We start from the raw sequence: 16031 nt of genomic DNA, 5'->3' as shown, positions 1-16031 counted from the left end.
GGACGACCCGGCACGCATCTGTTTTTTTCGGGGACGACCCCGCCTGAGCGAGGTGGTTACCATGGCTTGGATTATTCTGGTTATTGCAGGTTTGTTAGAAGTGATTTGGGCTATCGGCCTGAAATATTCCCATGGTTTTACGCGTCTGACACCCAGTATTGTCACTCTGGTCGCCATGGCAGCCAGTGTATTCTTATTGGCCTATGCCATGAAAACACTCCCAGCAGGCACTGCCTATGCCGTCTGGACCGGTATTGGCGCAGTAGGAACAGCTATTCTAGGCATTGTGCTACTGGGTGAATCGGCCAGTTTGGCGCGCATATTCAGTCTGGGGCTTATTTTAGCCGGAATTATCGGGCTGAAGCTTGCCTCATAAATTATAGGGGAGGACGCTCCCCTTGTTTAACCCATATCAACTCATCCACCGGAAAACCATAATGCTTCGCGACAGACACCAGACGATCGCGAGTTTGGTTATCAATTGTCGGTGTGCGGGATAATATCCACAAATATTCCCGGTTAGGGCCAGCAATCAAAGCATGTTGATATTGATCATCTAAATCAATGACATTATAGCCGCCATAAAATGGGCCAAAGAAAGAAACTTTCAGTGAGGCTTGTTGCGGAGAACCAATAAAATAGGCTTTGCCTATACTCTCCTGCCATTGCTGTTTCTTCGTGTTATAACCCCGATTAATAACTTTTACACCGCCATCATCACGGGGTGAGTAGTTAGCCGTGACATGGTCTAACCCGCGCTCAAAGGAATGGTCAAGCCGGGCAATTTCATACCAGGTGCCGAGATAGCGGGGTAGTTGGAAGTTATCGACGATTTTCACGTCTTTTGGTGGCGTGACACTACAAGCGACAGAAAGCAACGTTGCTGTTATTACGGATAATTTTGACCACAGACGCATCTGTATTCCTTAGTATTTTAACTATTAGCCTGTAATTGAGAATAGCTATCATCTATGAAAGAGGCAAATAGATAAATCTGAGTTATTGGTGGAATAGGGTATTGGCGGGATAAGTTGTTGCTGTTATAGCAAAAAAAACGGCCCGGCATAAGCACGGGCCGCTGATAGGGTATGGGCAATTACAGTGTCAGAACACCGATGATAGCGACCACGCTCAGAATGGCGGCCAGGCCATAGAATACCCATTTCCCGGCTGGGACGTGGATATTCAAATCATGCATGGCGTGGTGGATGCGGTGTAAACCACACCATAGTGGCAGAATAATCATCAGCAGCAGGAATACCCGGCCAATAAAACTCTGACAAAATGCCAGCACGCGCTCAAAGCTTAATGCTTCTCCAGGGAAGGCACCCAGTGGCAGCAAAATGGCAACCAACAGAATAACTGCAGGTGCAATAATGGCACTCCACATGCCACCGGCACCGAACAGACCCCAAAAGATAGGTTCATCGGAGCGCTTAGGGACTTGATTCATCTTATTCTCCTCCGGGTTAGAGTAAGGCAACGGCCAGAATAATCGCGGTAGCCACGATAGTCACAACCCACAGTGCCTTAATAACTGGCTCTGGACCCATTTTTTCGTCTTTAACGATAATATTGGCGGCTTTTGGTGCCAGCTCAAACCAGGTTTTGGTATGCAACACAGCGGCCAATAACGTAATGATATTGATCAGTAGCACCAGCGGATTTTGCAGGAATCCAACAAAGCCTTCCCACCCTGCTGGGCCACTTTTCAGTGCGAACACTCCGTAAATCAACAGAATACTGAACCAGACTGTGGGTACGGAAGTGCCTTCACGCAACATATAAAAGCGATAAAAACCGAGCTGTTGCCACCAGTTCGGGGCCATGGTACGGACGTAAGCTTTACGTTTAGTAGTCATTACTGTTTCCCCTCCTTTATTGTGGTTTCAGCATGGCGATCATGAAGTCTTTCGCACTCTCAACCTTGCCTTGCTGGATAGCAGCCGCAGGGTCAACGTGCTTAGGACAAACTTCTGAACAGTAGCCAACAAAGGTACAACTCCAGACACCATTTTTGCCGTTAAGCTGTGGCATACGCTCTTTCTTACCGTGATCACGGTTATCCAGATTGTAACGGTGAGCCAGAGTGATGGCTGCTGGGCCAATAAACTCAGGATTCAGACCAAACTGCGGGCAGGCGGCATAGCACAGGCCACAGTTAATACAGCCAGAGAACTGGTGGTATTTCGCCATTTGGGCCGGAGTCTGCTTATTCGGACCGTCTTTAGGTTTACGTTCATTGCCAATGATATAAGGTTTGATGGCTTCCAGACTCTCAATAAAGTGAGTCATATCAACCACTAAATCGCGCTCAATTGGGAAGTTACCCAGCGCCTCAACCTTCATCCCACCGGTATATTCGCGCAGGAAAGTCTTACAGGCGAGTTTTGGCACTTTGTTGACCATCATGCCGCACGAGCCACAAATGGCCATCCGGCAAGACCAGCGATAAGACAGATCTGGTGCCAGGTTATCTTTGATATACCCCAACGCATCCAACAGAGAGGTCTGCTCATCGTAAGGCACTTCAAAGGTTTCGAAGTGAGGTTCGCTATCACGTTCCGGGTTATAGCGCATGACTTCCATTTTCAGGAGTTTCATATCAGTCATTCGCCTGCTCCTTATCCTTTAAATCTTTTGCATCTTTTGCATCTTTTGCATCTTTTGCATCTTGGGCGGTAGCTTCACCACCATAAACGCGTTTTGCCGGGGCCAGCTTGGTAATTTTTACGTCGCTGTATTCAAGGCGAGGTGCGCCGCCTGGGGTATGGAAGGCCAGCGTGTGTTTGAGGAAGTTCACATCATCACGTTCGGTACAGCCTTCATCCAGACGCTGGTGCGCCCCGCGGGATTCTCTACGATTCAGTGCAGAGTGGGCCATACATTCGGCCACATCTAAACCATAGCCTAACTCAATGGTATAGAGCAGATCGGTATTGAAAACACTGGAGTTATCGGTGATTTTCACGCGTTTGAAGCGCTCTTTCAGCTCAGCCAGTTTATCCACGGTCTTCTGCATCAGTTCCGGTGTGCGGTAAATGCCACAACCTTCTTCCATTGATAAGCCCATTTCATCGCGGATTTTAGACCAGTTTTCAGTCCCTTCCTGTTTCATCAGGTTGCTCAGGCGAGTCTCCACATCACGGGCCTGTGCATCCAGCGCACTGCCATTGGCAGGAGTACTTTCCATGGCGCGTAGAGCAGCTTGTTCACCAGCAAGACGGCCAAATACCACCAGTTCTGCCAGTGAGTTGGAGCCCAGACGGTTTGCACCGTGCAGACCAACAGAAGAACATTCACCAACAGCGAACAGCCCTTTGATTCGGGTTTCACACTGCTGGTTGGTTTCGATGCCACCCATGGTGTAATGCGCGGTTGGGCGCACAGGGATTGGCTCTTTAACCGGATCAACACCGACATAAGCTTTTGCCAATTCACAGATGAATGGCAGGCGCTCAAGCAGTTTTTTCTCGCCCAAGTGGCGTAAATCTAGATAGACCACATCACCACGTGGTGTGGCGATAGTGCGGCCGGCACGCCATTCATGCCAGAAGGCTTGCGATACTTTATCGCGCGGGCCTAGTTCCATGTATTTGTTCTTTGGCTCGCCGAGCGGGGTTTCTGGCCCCATGCCGTAATCCTGTAAATAACGGTAGCCGTCTTTGTTGACCAGAATACCGCCTTCACCGCGACAACCTTCGGTCATCAAGATACCTGAGCCAGGTAAACCGGTAGGGTGATATTGCACAAATTCCATATCACGCAGTGGCACACCGTGGTGGAAGGCCATCCCCATACCATCACCGGTAACAATACCGCCGTTGGTATTATAACGATAAACCCGACCTGCGCCGCCAGTGGCCATGACCACAGCATTGGCACGGATTTGTACCCGAGTACCTTCCATCATATTCATGGCAACAACACCACGAGCCTGACCATCATCCACCAGAATATCCAGCACAAAATGCTCATCAAATCGTTGAATTTGTGGGTATTTTAAAGAAGTCTGGAATAGGGTATGTAGCATGTGGAAGCCGGTTTTATCTGCTGCAAACCAGGTCCGTTCAATTTTCATTCCGCCGAAACGACGGACGTTAACAGAACCATCTGGTTTACGGCTCCATGGGCAGCCCCAAATTTCCAACTGTGCCATTTCTTCCGGGCAGCTATGGACAAAGTGGTCCACAACATCTTGTTCGCATAACCAGTCGCCACCGGCTACGGTATCGTGGAAATGATAGTCAAAGGTATCGTGGTCCTGTGTGACAGCAGCTGATCCCCCTTCGGCAGCCACAGTATGGCTACGCATCGGGTATACTTTCGAGATCAGAGCAATCTTCAGCTGAGGGTTGGCTTCCGCTGCGGCTATTGCTGCACGTAAACCAGCTCCCCCAGCCCCGATAATGGCAAGATCGGCGTTAAAGGTTTGCACTGCGCTTCTCCATTGTTCAAGTGAAATACCGTCATACTCCAAGCTGCATGTGTGTTGGCTGCTTTCGTTCACCCGAATCATTGGCTACCTGTTGACCTTAAAATAGATAGGCGCATCGGGACTCACTCCATTACCACTTTCCTGCAACTCGAATTACTTTTGGTATATATAATTAAAATCTATATATATTTTTTAAATTATTATCACGCTAACTTATTAGTCAGCGACCAGAATGATGATATTAAAAATAACTATTTCTTACTTTTTACATGGGAATAATTATACCCAATGTTAAGAGCTAGAAATTTGATGTGATCGATTGTTTTGTTTTATTTGAACTACCTTAAGGACATTACTAGCAAAAACGTGATCCCAGACAGGATATGCTGGGCAAAAGTCTTTTTCACAGAGTGAAATGCTGAATTCGAAGGGAAAATCTGGCAGATGAGTGACAGATTTGTCTGAGTGAGTAGATGCGAGTAGACTGCACCCCCTGTTTGATTTCGGAGTTAACCACCATGAGCGAAACGGCAAGCTGGCAGCCGAGTGCACCCATCGCCAATTTGTTGAAGCGCGCAGCAATAATGGCAGAGATCCGGCGTTTTTTTGCCGATCGGGGCGTATTAGAAGTTGAAACGCCGACCATGAGCCAAGCGACAGTGACGGACATTCATTTAGTTCCATTCCAAACCCGGTTTGTTGGCCCGGGCGCTGCCGATGGTTTGACGCTGTACATGATGACCAGTCCGGAATATCACATGAAACGTCTGTTGGCGGCGGGTAGCGGCTCTATCTACCAATTGGGGCGCAGTTTCCGCAATGAAGAAGCTGGCCGTCATCACAATCCTGAATTCACTATGCTGGAATGGTATCGCCCGCATTATGATATGTATCGTCTGATGGATGAGGTGGATGATCTGTTGCAACAAATTCTGGAGTGCGATAGCTCAGAAAGGCTTTCTTATCAGCAGGCATTCTTGCGTCATTTGGATATTGACCCTCTATCGGCGGATAAAGCGCAATTACGCGAAGCCGCAGCCAAACTGGATTTAAGCAATATTGCCGATACAGAAGAAGATCGCGATACGCTGCTGCAATTGCTGTTCACCGTTGGGGTTGAACCCCACATTGGCCGTGATAAACCGGCTTTTGTGTATCACTTCCCGGCATCTCAAGCTTCTCTTGCCGTGATCAGCACAGAAGATCACCGCATGGCAGAACGTTTTGAGGTTTACTTTAAAGGTATTGAGTTGGCGAATGGCTTCCATGAACTGACTGACGGTGATGAGCAACTGAAACGTTTTGAGCAAGATAATCGCAGCCGTGAAAAACGGGGTTTGCCACAACATCCTATCGACATGAATCTGATTGATGCCCTGAAGCACGGTTTGCCGGATTGTTCTGGCGTGGCATTAGGGGTTGATCGTCTGGTGATGTTGGCGTTAGGGGCGGAAAAGCTGAGTGATGTTATTGCCTTCCCGGTCAATATCGCCTAATTCCCCTTCGTTCCTGGCGCTACAGCGGTGTTAGCTGCATTCGCTCACCCGAATCACTTACTCCAGTAAGCTCATCGGGGGGCGCTTACTTGCTGCCTTGCTGCGACACCAATAACTTTGGGGAATGTCTGGTGTTCTTGGCACCACAGCGGTGTTAAAAGAAATGCCCTGATCCTTCACAGGTCAGGGCATTTTTGTTTCTTACTCACTCAGTTATTTCACAAACTACCCGGTGTACGAGTTCGATTTGACGAAACCACATTCCCACGCCCCAGTGTTTCCAGACGAGCCTGGAAAGGTGGGAATGGAAGAGTAATACCGTGCTCGCGGTAACCAGCTAGAATCAGCTGGTGGATCTCATGGCGCAGTGGCATGCGATGGCCCATTTCTGCGGCATAGATACGCAGCTCGAAAATCTGTATCCCTTGCTGGAGATCAACCAAATAGACCTCCGGTGGCGGGTTATCCAATACCAACGTACAGCGGCGCGCAGCGGTGAGTAATACCTCCGTCACTTCCACACTGCTGGTTTCGGCTGGAGCCGGTACCGTCAGCACCACACGGGTGATGGAATCCGACAGTGACCAGTTAATGAATTGCTCAGTAATAAAGGCCTTATTCGGCACGATAATTTCTTTACGGTCCCAGTCTGAGATAGTCGTCGCACGGGTATTGATTTTGGTTACGCTACCGGTGAGATCACGAATGGTCACGGTATCGCCGATACGGATCGGTTTCTCAAACAAGATGATCAAGCCAGAGACAAAGTTGGCGAAAATCTCCTGTAAACCAAAGCCTAAACCCAAACCCAGTGCGGCAACCAGCCATTGGAATTTCGCCCATTCAATCCCTAACATTGAGAAGCCGAGTAAGCCACCGAACAGGATCAATAGATACTTGGTGATAGTCGAAATGGCATAGCCTGTTCCCGGCGTGAGATCCAAATGTTGTAACAGTGCCAGTTCCAGCAGCGCAGGGAGGTTCCGCACCAGTTGTGTGGTCACAATCATCACCAAAATGGCGATCAATAATGATCCCATCGTGATCGCCTGTACCGACTCAATACCGTTGATCGTCGATGAAACATCCCACAGCCGAATGTTTTCCAGGAAGCCGAAAGCCGAGTGAATCTCAGACCACAGTACGATCACTGAAACCAATGCGATCATGGTCAGAATGGATCGCACCAGCCGCAGAGACTGAGCGCTGATCACATCCAGATCAATTACCGGCTCTTCTACATCAATGGAACCTTCGGTGCTGTTATTGTGCGGCGTATCATCCTCACCACGGGCGCGTTGCGCCAGGATATCGGCGCGTCGCTGCTTGGCACGATCAAAGGCAATACGGCGACGCTGAATCAGCATCCAGCGGCGAATAATATGGTAAACCACCAACAAGAAGAACCATATAGCAACCGAGGTCTCCAGACGTGCCAACAGTGCCTGTGATGTAGTGAGATAACCCAGCGCAGATGCTAATGCGGCAATCAATGGTGCAGACAGCAGTAGCCCCCACAGCGCCACATTTACGATATTCTCGCCAGAACCTTTCTTATCCAGATAGAGAGGAATCCCGGCCCGCTTCAAGCTGTTGGTCACCAAACTCAAGGCGATACACAGCAAAATAAAGCATAACCGGCCCAGCGTGCCGGCGAATTCACGGTCGTTATAATTTTCGAAGGTAATCAGTGCCATCATCAGCGGGATAATCAACCACACTGACATACGATAGAACCGCATTGCCCTACCGACTTGGGTCGGTGACCAGCGGAAATGGGTAATAAACAGGCCATGTGGGTGGGCAAATGAAGCACTTATCATAAATACCCACAGCACTGGCACGGTCGCGGTGACGGCATTCCCAATGGCAATTGCCATCGGATATGACCAGGCATTTTGCAATCCATAACCGACCGCTGCCCATAAAACCGGTAGCGGGAGTGCCATCAAAATCGACCAGAACACGGTACGTAGCGTCAGGGAAAAATGGTCTTGGGTCACTTTGCCTACACGGCTGCTGGCACGTTCAAGGAAGGCATGATAGTGGCGGCGAGAGCTGATACTGAAACCAACAAACAGTAGCGCACCAATAATTGGTAGCAATGTTTCCTGGCTAGTCATCATCATCACGAAAGCCCCACTCAACTGCGCTAACGTATCCAGCGACAATAAGCGGGTAAGATCATGAGCAACATTCACTGGATAGGAGAGTGATATCGGACTGACATCAGCGACCCAAAACAGGTAACGGTGGGTAGCCTCACGCACTTCACTTAAGGCATCCACTAGCTGGCTGTTAGCCACTTTCAGCTTGGTCAATTCAAGAATCTGGGTGTCATAGCCAGAGAGCAGAGAGTTCAATAATTCACGTTGAGTACGCCACTGGGCGTCCAGAATCCGCTGCTGTTCGGTAGTGAGCGGCGTGCCATCATCTTGAGTTAATTTGACATTTTGCTGCTGTAACTTCTCGAGCATGTCCTCATATTGTAGGCGCTGAACCCGTAACTGGGCCATATCACGGTCTAATTGCTGATTTTTTGGTACATCCGGCAACCTGGCAACCTGTGCGCGCAGTGCTTCACCTAATGCGGTTGAAACCCCTAGCCATTGGGCCTGCTCACGAATGGTGCTGAGTGCCTGCCGGACTTGCTGGGTTTGTGAGACAGCCTGACGTTGCTGCGAGGAAATAAGATCGATGCGCTGCGCTTGCTGATTCAGTGCTTGAGACAACTCACGGTTTATCTGTAATTGCTGAGTAATCGACGCCGGTAAATCGCCACCTTGCTCGGCCAGTAGCTCTGTTCGCTCAAGTGCTTGTTCTGCAGCCTGTTGGCGTTGATTATTCAGGGTATTACGCAATGCCTGAAGCTGGGCATCGACCCGCTCCTGACGCTTTTTGTAGAGTTCGGCACGTAGCCGTGATAATTCTTGGCGATTATTGGCGGAAAGCTGAGAAAGCTCCAGCTCATTGGCTTTTGCTTTGCGCGCTACGGCCTCAGCTTGTAATAGCGCCAGCTGAGCTTGTGCGGCTGGCGTAGTTGGGCCACTTTGCGCCTGCAAACGTGAGCTGATTTCTGTCAGAATTCGTCGGGCTTCTGATTGCTGTTGTGGCAGTTGATTGAGTGACTCACTGATTTCGCGGGCGCGATCTTGTTCTTGCTGTGACAGGCGGCTCAGCTCTAACAACTGACTGCTGATTTGCAGTACCTGCTGCTCCAACTCGGACGTGGACATATTGTTAGGCACCGGCAGGGGTTTATCCCCTTCTTGTGCTAACTGTTGGCGTAGTTCGCGGGTCAGCTTGGGGAAGTCATCAATGGCTTTTTGATACTGCTGAGCGCGGATATCAGACTCTTTCGCATCCGCCAGCCAACTAAGAGCCCCTTGCAGCGCCTGAACAATTTCTGCCTGATTTGCCATCCCTTTATTGGCTTCAGCCTGTTTCAACTCTTGCCTGAGCTGTTCTTCATTTGGCTGAGTTGCCGCATGCAGCGGCAGGGATAACAACATGACAAACGACAGTAGCAGGCCAAAAGGCAGTAATTTGCTCAAAGGCCAAGAAATCATTGGGCGCAAGTAAGGGCTCCTTAACATCAATTATGTCTTAAGCCGAAGGCTAGCACGGCGGAGTAACAGGGACGGCTTCGGCGAGAACTTCACCCATACGGGTCACCGAACCGCTGTTTAACTGTGGCGCTAAATACACTTTGCCTTCAGCAAACAGGTTAATCACCGTAGAGCCTAATTTAAAGCGGCCCATTTCTTGCCCTTTCTCCAATGCTATCGCACCTTCAGCCCCTGCTTGTGGGTAGGTCCAGCGGCGAATAACACCTTCGCGTGGTGGAGTAATAGTGCCAGCCCAGACGGTTTCGATGCTACCAACGATAGTAGCACCTACTAAAATTTGGGCCATCGGGCCAAAGGCGGTATCAAAGATACAAATGACGCGTTCATTACGGGCAAACAGGTTGGGAACATTCGCTGCGGTCAATGGATTGACCGAAAATAAATCACCCGGCACATAAATCATTTCACGCAACACACCATCACATGGCATGTGCACCCGGTGATAGTCGCGAGGTGCCAGATAGGTAGTGACAAACTGACCATTCTGGAACTCGGCAGCAAGCATATAGTTACCTGCCAGCAAAGCTTCCACACTGTAGTCGTGGCCTTTTGCCTGTAAAATTTGCCCATCATGAATAGTGCCTAACTGACTGATAGCACCATCAGCAGGTTGAGCGAATAGATTTTCCTCTGCGACAACTGGGCGCACACCTGCACGTAGCGGGCGCACAAAGAATTCATTAAATGTGCGATAAGCAGAGAATTCAGGATCTTGTGCTTCTTTCATATCGACTTTGTAGTAGCGGGCAAACGCCTTGATAACCAGTTGTGTCAACCATCCAGCTTGCTTATCCGCACCCCAGCCAGCCAAACGGGTCAGGCCTTGTTTTGGGAGTAAATATTGTAATCTGATCTTGATACTGTCCAGCACGTAGACCTCTTGGGTTTGCTATTAGCTATAAAAACTATGAGCTATAAAAATTAGGGGCGCATTTTATCTATGCGCCACGATATAAGTCATTAAGTATAGAATTTGAAAATCGCTATAAAGACATCACTTTTCGTCGCTATCTGATGTCTTGCGGGGTTTTGCCTGTTCCATACTTTCCAGAATCCGATGGTAATTATCAAAGCGTTCTTCGGCAATTTTGCCTTGCTCTACCGCCTCGCGCAGCGCACAACCGGGATCGTTGGTGTGGCTACAATCGCGGAATTTGCAATGGCCAAGATAATCACGAAATTCGACAAATCCTTGGGTGATTTGTTCCGGAGCCAGATGCCAGAGGCCGAATTCACGAACACCCGGTGAATCAATCACATCACCACCATGCTGGAAATGATACAAACGAGCGGCGGTGGTGGTGTGTTGGCCCAAACCTGAGTTATCCGAAACGGTATTCACTAGAATTTCGTTATCCGTTGGCGGTAACAGCGCATTGAGTAGGCTGGATTTACCGACACCAGACTGACCGGCAAAGATACTGATCCGCCCAGCCAACGCCTGTTCAAAGGCTTCCATCCCTTCACGGGTCTGGCTGGAAACTTCCAAGACGTTGTAGCCAATACGGCGATAGATATCCATCATGCCATCAACGAATTTACGGCCATCGGCATCCAGTAAATCGATTTTATTCAGTACGATTAACGGCTCGACATCCAATGTTTCACAGGCCACCAGATAGCGGTCGATAATATTGAGAGAAAGCTCGGGTAAGATCGCCGAAACGATAACGATCTGATCAATATTCGCCGCGATCGGTTTCACGCCGTCATAGAGATCTGGGCGCGTCAGAACTGATGTTCGCTCATGAACGGCTTCGACGATACCTTTAACCCGAACGCCTTCCTGCGCTTGCAGGCCGGGACGCCAGACCACGCGGTCACCGGTAACCAGTGATTTGATGGTGCGACGGATATTACAACGATGCTGAACACCATCGGTGGCTTCGACATCAGCATGCTGACCGAAACGACTGATTACGATACCTTCTTGCGCATCGCCAAGCTGAGAGTCATCTAACTCAGGTTTTCTATCAGTGCGTAGCCGGCGCTGATGGTTGGCCTGCACACGGCGTTGTTGACCTTTGGACAGTTTATTCTTGCTCACTGCGCCTCACTTGAATCTGCATTTATACTCTTCATACTTGAAGTCTCAGTATTGTTAGCTGCGACCCCACTTACGTTGGGTATGTCGCTGGTTGCGACCAAAAAGGCTATGATACACATTATTTTATCAATAAACCGTTTGTTCGGTAGTCTCCCCAGCTAACAGGCAGGAAATATCATGGCAGAAAATCAAAATAATCTGATCTGGATCGATCTGGAAATGACCGGTCTTGATCCTGAAAGGGATCGGATCATCGAGATAGCCACTCTGGTCACCGATGCTAATTTGAATATCCTGGCAGAAGGCCCGGTGTTGGCTGTCCATCAGTCTGATGAGCAGCTTGGGCTAATGGATGAGTGGAATGTGCGTACTCATACTGGCAGTGGTTTGGTCGAGCGGGTCAAAGCCAGCCCGTTTAATGATCATGATGCTGAATTGCAAACCATTGAGTTTCTAAAGCAGTGGGTTCCGGCAGGCACTTCGCCTATCTGTGGTAACAGTGTGGGCCAAGATCGCCGCTTCTTATTCCGTTATATGCCACTGTTGGAAGCATACTTCCATTACCGCTATCTGGATGTTAGCACCTTGAAAGAGCTAGCGCGCCGCTGGAAACCCGAGATTTTGGCCGGTTTTAAAAAGCAAAATACTCATCAGGCACTGGATGATATTCGCGAGTCCGTGGCCGAATTGGCCTACTACCGCGAACATTTTATTCAATCTTAATCCCCTTCGTCCTTGAAACAGCAGGAGTGTTCGCTGCACTCGCTTACCCGATCACTTACTTATGTAAGCTCATCGGGGTACGCTGGCTGACTACCTGCTGCGCCAATGACTTTGGGTATATACTTGTCAGACGCTGGTAAAAACAGCATATTGTTGTTTTAATCGGCACTTAAACCAAAAAATGATTTTTTTGGTTTAAGTGGCTTGCGGCAAAACGGATTTCTCGTATAATGCGCACCCCGTACCGATGAAGAATTTGCAAACAAGCGCAAACGGATTCAGTACCGGAAATTATGGCCCAGAGCGGGAATAGCTCAGTTGGTAGAGCACGACCTTGCCAAGGTCGGGGTCGCGAGTTCGAGTCTCGTTTCCCGCTCCAATTTCTTGAGTAATAAAGAGATTGGTCACAGTAATAGAAATGAATAATATAAAAGTGATGTGTTTTTTTTAATAACGCATGACGGCGACGCGGGAATAGCTCAGTTGGTAGAGCACGACCTTGCCAAGGTCGGGGTCGCGAGTTCGAGTCTCGTTTCCCGCTCCAAAATTATTTATTGCAAATAGCTGATTTCAGATAGTCAAATGTTGCCTAAACGGCATCTCAATGCGGGAATAGCTCAGTTGGTAGAGCACGACCTTGCCAAGGTCGGGGTCGCGAGTTCGAGTCTCGTTTCCCGCTCCAAATTTTTCCATTCAATTCTGTTTTAATTATCCACAGCCCAATCACGTGCTCCATACCGTGTAACATACATTGTATTAACTTCTTCAACAGAGTTATCCACAGATTCTGCTGTTTTTTTATTCAGTTCATAATTTAACCGCTTTAATTTCCTGTTTTTTAATTACCTGATTTAATTGCATATATTTTTATATAAAAACGTTATGCCGATCACTTGTGCTTTTTTTTGCACTTGATTGCCAAGGTGTTTTTATTTTTATACACAGGAAAACTCTGAGTGTATTCATTATAGAAATAGTTAAAAAACTCTGCTTAATGTCATTCGACATTAGGCAAAAGCAGTATCAGGCATCGCGTGGCAGGCCTTTCTCAATCGCTCTCACCAGCCGTTTTTTCTGCGGCGATTGAACATCCCCAATCAGTGTAGACCGTCTTTTCAATTGTTGTGAGATGGCCCATTCAATATGTTCATCTAACATGGGATCAATGCCGCGACGTGCTTCCAATGCCAAGACAATATTATCGAGATAGGGCGCGTTGCCTAATGCGACTGAGATATTGCGCAACCAGCGCAGATGACCAATTCGGCGGATGGCAGAGCCTTCCGTGTTCCGTAAAAACTTCTCTTCATTCCAGGCGAATAAATCCAATAGCTGTGGTGTATGCAATACAGCTCGTGGGCTGAAATCTTCTTCATCGGTTAATTGTGAAAAGCGGTTCCACGGGCAGATTAGTTGGCAATCATCACAACCATAAATACGATTACCCATCAGCGGGCGAAATTCTTCTGGTATTGCGCCTTCCAACTCGATCGTTAGATAGGAAATACAGCGGCGCGCATCAACAGTATAGGGAGCGACGATAGCCCCTGTCGGACAGGTGGTAATACACGCAACACAGCGACCACATTGTTCTTCTTGCGGTTTATCGACTGGCAGCGGCAGATCAATGAGTAGCTCGCCAAGAAAGAACCAGGAGCCAGCATCACGATTCAAAATAAGTGAGTGTTTACCAACCCAGCCGATACCCGCTTTAGCCGCCAGGGATCGCTCCATTATTGGCGCAGAGTCGACGAACGGGCGGAAATTGACATCGCCGGCCGCCTGCTCAAGACAATAATGCTGAATCATATCACCCAATTTTTTCAGGCGTTGGCGTAACAATTTATGATAATCACGACCTAAGGCATAACGGCTGACATAACCGAGTTCTGAATTCTTTAATGTGCTGGCAAATGCGGCCTTGGCAGGCAGATAATTCATTCGCACGCTGATCACCCGCAAAGTGCCGGGTAATAATTCATGGGCGCGCGCGCGCAGCATACCGTGGCGGGCCATCCAGGCCATTTCGCCATGATATTGTTTATCAAGCCAGGCCTGTAATCGCGGTTCCTCTGCTGACAAGTCTGTATCGCAGATACCGACTTGCTGGAAACCTAGCGATTGCCCCCATTGCTTGATATGTTGGGCTAACTGATTCAGATCGAGGGGGTGTGCCATGACGGACCATAGTAAGAAACAAATCGGAGCCAGTTTACCACACTCTGTTTTTTCTGCGGACTGGGTGCGCCAGAATGAGGCGATTGCTGCCGCACACTTCTCTCTGAGCTTATTTGACCTGATGGTGAGAGCCGGAAATGCCGCATTTGAACTGGCGCGAAAGCAATATCCTGCCGCGCGTCACTGGCTGGTTCTGTGTGGCCATGGTAATAACGGTGGCGATGGCTACATCGTTGCCAGCCGGGCATTGGCCGCGGGTTTGAATGTTACCGTTATTGCTTGCCCTGGTAATCGGCCTCTACCTGCTGAAGCCCATCAGGCGCAATCTCAGTGGCTGGCCGCTGGCGGTGTAATTAACCAACCTGACATATCCTGGCCACAACATATCGATTTAATTATTGATGGTTTGTTGGGTATTGGTCTTCGAGCCGCACCACAAGGGGTATATGCTACGCTAATTGACACAGCAAACCGCCATCGGGCTGCAAAAATTGCTCTGGATATTCCGTCAGGGCTGAGTGCTGATAGCGGAGCGGCTCCAGGCTCAGTTATTTGCGCTGATCACACCCTGACTTTTGTCACACTGAAACCCGGTTTACTCACCGGGCAAGCCCGTGATTGGGTGGGGCATTTGCACTGCAATGATCTGGGGTTAACACTATGGCTAAGCACTCAGCCGGTGCAAATTGAGCGCATTACGGCGGATCACTTGCCGCAATGGCTGAAACCACGCCGCCCCTGTGCCCATAAAGGCGAGCACGGCCGCTTATTGCTGGTAGGGGGCGATAAAGGATTCGGCGGCGCGATTCGCATGGCAGGAGAAGCCGCTTTGCGCAGCGGTGCAGGGCTGGTGCGAGTACTTACTCACATTGAGCATGTTGCGCCGATTCTGGCTGCGCGCCCTGAGTTGATGGTGCAGGAATTAACTGATGAAACCCTCGAAAAAAGTCTTAATTGGGCTGATGTATTGGTGATCGGGCCGGGGTTAGGGCAGTCTGATTGGGGCAGGAATGCTCTGAATTTATTGCAACAAAGTGATAAACCAGCATTATGGGACGCAGATGCACTCAACTTGCTGGCATTAAATCCGCTGAAGCGTCAGAATCGGGTGTTGACCCCCCATCCTGGCGAAGCGGCACGTCTGCTCGGTTGCCGCGTCGCTGATATTGAGAGTGACCGCTTACTTTCTGCCCGTAACATCGTTAAACAATATGGTGGTGTGGTGGTTTTGAAAGGGGCTGGTACTCTTATTGCCAGTGAACAAGGCGAGATGGCGATTGCTGATGTCGGTAATGCGGGTATGGCCTCCGGTGGTATGGGGGATATTCTGTCCGGCATTATTGGGAGTTTGATAGCGCAAAAGCTGGTGCTGTATGATGCTGCCTGTGCAGGTTGTGTTGTGCATGGCGTTGCCGCAGATACACTGGCTGAAGTTCAAGGCACCCGGGGTTTACTGGCCACAGATTTGCTGTCAGTTATTCCGAAGTACGTTAATCCTGAGTTAGCAAAATAGATATCAC

General features: G+C 49.2%; 13 protein-coding genes and 3 tRNA genes. 7 read left to right on the top strand and 9 right to left on the bottom strand.

The window, feature by feature from the left end; translation table 11 throughout:
• Nucleotides 1-61 precede the first annotated feature (61 nt).
• Entirely contained in the window at nucleotides 62-376 is a 315-nt protein-coding gene (sugE, locus tag ACF3VQ_RS18955) for a quaternary ammonium compound efflux SMR transporter SugE (RefSeq protein WP_046051722.1), read from the top strand.
• A 1-nt stretch (nucleotide 377) separates the two neighbouring features.
• Here sugE and ACF3VQ_RS18950 read toward each other — a convergent pair whose 3' ends face one another.
• The 5 genes from ACF3VQ_RS18950 to frdA all read right to left on the bottom strand — a co-directional run bounded on the left by ACF3VQ_RS18950 (nucleotide 378) and on the right by frdA (nucleotide 4438).
• A complete protein-coding gene (locus tag ACF3VQ_RS18950; protein WP_392432530.1) occupies nucleotides 378-917 on the bottom strand; it encodes a lipocalin family protein in 540 nt (179 codons plus the stop codon).
• 179 nt (nucleotides 918-1096) lie between these two features.
• Entirely contained in the window at nucleotides 1097-1453 is a 357-nt protein-coding gene (frdD, locus tag ACF3VQ_RS18945) for a fumarate reductase subunit FrdD (RefSeq protein ID WP_392432529.1), read from the bottom strand.
• Nucleotides 1454-1469: 16 nt separating this feature from the next.
• Nucleotides 1470-1862 (bottom strand): fumarate reductase subunit FrdC, encoded by a 393-nt coding sequence (gene frdC / locus ACF3VQ_RS18940; RefSeq protein WP_005175556.1) that lies wholly within the window; start codon nucleotides 1860-1862, stop codon nucleotides 1470-1472.
• 16 nt (nucleotides 1863-1878) lie between these two features.
• Nucleotides 1879-2613 carry a succinate dehydrogenase/fumarate reductase iron-sulfur subunit gene (locus tag ACF3VQ_RS18935; RefSeq protein WP_005156463.1) on the bottom strand — a complete coding sequence of 245 codons (735 nt, stop codon included), beginning with the start codon at nucleotides 2611-2613 and terminating at the stop codon, nucleotides 1879-1881.
• Nucleotides 2606-4438 carry a fumarate reductase (quinol) flavoprotein subunit gene (gene frdA, locus ACF3VQ_RS18930; RefSeq protein ID WP_392432528.1) on the bottom strand — a complete coding sequence of 611 codons (1833 nt, stop codon included), beginning with the start codon at nucleotides 4436-4438 and terminating at the stop codon, nucleotides 2606-2608. The genes ACF3VQ_RS18935 and frdA overlap by 8 nt, the downstream gene beginning before the upstream one ends.
• A 518-nt stretch (nucleotides 4439-4956) precedes the next feature.
• Between frdA and epmA the strand changes: the two genes are divergently transcribed.
• Complete coding sequence (gene epmA / locus ACF3VQ_RS18925) at nucleotides 4957-5934, top strand: elongation factor P--(R)-beta-lysine ligase (RefSeq protein ID WP_392432527.1); 978 nt, start codon at nucleotides 4957-4959, stop codon at nucleotides 5932-5934.
• Between the two features lie 218 nt (nucleotides 5935-6152).
• Here epmA and mscM read toward each other — a convergent pair whose 3' ends face one another.
• The 3 genes from mscM to rsgA all read right to left on the bottom strand — a co-directional run bounded on the left by mscM (nucleotide 6153) and on the right by rsgA (nucleotide 11610).
• Nucleotides 6153-9512, bottom strand: coding sequence for a miniconductance mechanosensitive channel MscM (gene mscM, locus ACF3VQ_RS18920; protein WP_392432526.1), 3360 nt, complete (start codon nucleotides 9510-9512; stop codon nucleotides 6153-6155).
• A gap of 40 nt (nucleotides 9513-9552) precedes the next feature.
• Nucleotides 9553-10434, bottom strand: coding sequence for an archaetidylserine decarboxylase (asd, locus tag ACF3VQ_RS18915; RefSeq protein WP_392432525.1), 882 nt, complete (start codon nucleotides 10432-10434; stop codon nucleotides 9553-9555).
• Between the two features lie 123 nt (nucleotides 10435-10557).
• A complete protein-coding gene (gene rsgA, locus ACF3VQ_RS18910; RefSeq protein ID WP_032910415.1) occupies nucleotides 10558-11610 on the bottom strand; it encodes a small ribosomal subunit biogenesis GTPase RsgA in 1053 nt (350 codons plus the stop codon).
• A 177-nt stretch (nucleotides 11611-11787) separates the two neighbouring features.
• Between rsgA and orn the strand changes: the two genes are divergently transcribed.
• The 4 genes from orn to ACF3VQ_RS18890 all read left to right on the top strand — a co-directional run bounded on the left by orn (nucleotide 11788) and on the right by ACF3VQ_RS18890 (nucleotide 13015).
• A complete protein-coding gene (gene orn / locus ACF3VQ_RS18905) occupies nucleotides 11788-12333 on the top strand; it encodes an oligoribonuclease (protein WP_392432524.1) in 546 nt (181 codons plus the stop codon).
• Nucleotides 12334-12636: 303 nt separating this feature from the next.
• Nucleotides 12637-12712: transfer RNA gene (locus tag ACF3VQ_RS18900), tRNA-Gly, on the top strand.
• Between the two features lie 89 nt (nucleotides 12713-12801).
• A tRNA-Gly gene (locus ACF3VQ_RS18895) sits at nucleotides 12802-12877 on the top strand.
• A 62-nt stretch (nucleotides 12878-12939) separates the two neighbouring features.
• A tRNA-Gly gene (locus ACF3VQ_RS18890) sits at nucleotides 12940-13015 on the top strand.
• Nucleotides 13016-13356: 341 nt separating this feature from the next.
• Here the strand turns inward: ACF3VQ_RS18890 and queG are convergent.
• Nucleotides 13357-14511, bottom strand: a complete 1155-nt coding sequence (gene queG / locus ACF3VQ_RS18885; protein WP_392432523.1) for a tRNA epoxyqueuosine(34) reductase QueG — start codon at nucleotides 14509-14511, stop codon at nucleotides 13357-13359.
• Between queG and nnr the strand changes: the two genes are divergently transcribed.
• Nucleotides 14510-16024, top strand: a complete 1515-nt coding sequence (gene nnr, locus ACF3VQ_RS18880; RefSeq protein WP_392432522.1) for a bifunctional ADP-dependent NAD(P)H-hydrate dehydratase/NAD(P)H-hydrate epimerase — start codon at nucleotides 14510-14512, stop codon at nucleotides 16022-16024. The two genes, queG and nnr, sit on opposite strands and share 2 nt — an antisense overlap.
• Nucleotides 16025-16031: the final 7 nt, after the last annotated feature.

Origin of the sequence: Yersinia fenwicki, from assembly GCF_043099325.1 — a bacterium.
Lineage (GTDB): Bacteria > Pseudomonadota > Gammaproteobacteria > Enterobacterales > Enterobacteriaceae > Yersinia.
This window is presented reverse-complemented; position numbering and strand designations above follow the sequence as displayed.